Origin of the sequence: Kluyvera sp. Awk 3 (genome assembly GCF_028069715.1) — a bacterium.
Classification (GTDB): domain Bacteria; phylum Pseudomonadota; class Gammaproteobacteria; order Enterobacterales; family Enterobacteriaceae; genus Kluyvera; species Kluyvera georgiana_A.
Genome location: NZ_JANEWH010000300.1, coordinates 1 through 796, shown reverse-complemented (window position 1 = coordinate 796; position 796 = coordinate 1). Strand labels below are relative to the sequence as shown.

Sequence of the window (796 nt, the reverse complement as noted above, 5' to 3'; positions counted from 1 at the left end):
AATATGAATATATGGAAAGAAGACCTCGAGAATTCAAATCATGCTCTGCTGCATGCGATGGCCGCCGTATGTGATTCCAGAGATCCGGAGACAGGAGGACATACCAGCCGCACCCAGTTCTACGTGAAACGCCTTGCTGAAGTTCTGGAAAAGTATCATCCAGAAGCACAGCATCCTTTTTTTATCGATTCATTATTCCATGCGGCACCTCTGCATGACGTGGGCAAAGTGGCCATTCCTGACTCAATCTTACTGAAACCCGGTGCCCTTACCGACGAAGAGTTTGACGTGATTAAAACGCACACCACCATCGGTCGGCGGCTGCTAGCCGATGCCGCAGATAAACTGCGAGCACCCAGTGAGTTTCTCCACTGCGCCATTGATATGGCGGGCAGCCATCATGAACGCTGGGACGGCAAAGGCTATCCCGACCGCCTGTCAGGCACCGATATCCCCTTTTGCGCCCGTGTGATGGCCGTTGCGGACGTTTATGACGCATTAACCAGTAAGCGTGTGTATAAAAAAAGCATGTCCCATAGTAAAGCCCTCGACATCATTATTAGTGGGGCAGGAACACAGTTTGATCCCTCGGTGGTAAACGCATTTCTCGAATGTGAACAAGACATTAAGGAAATTTGTTCCCAATTTAATACCGCGCAGGGACATTCACGCTAAGCCTTAACTCCATCACCTCGCTTTAAGGATTAATTTTCATTATGTTTAATGAAACACTAAGCATTATTAAAAACACAGTAATTATTGTTTTATTCATTCACTCTCAGGCGGTCTATGCTAT

1 protein-coding gene is annotated in these 796 nt (G+C 47.0%); it reads left to right on the top strand.

Going from position 1 to position 796, the window contains the following annotated elements; all coding sequences use genetic code 11:
- A partial coding sequence (locus NNN71_RS24765; RefSeq protein WP_271459601.1) for an HD-GYP domain-containing protein occupies nt 1-675 on the top strand: 675 nt, incomplete at its 5' end.
- Nucleotides 676-796: the final 121 nt, after the last annotated feature.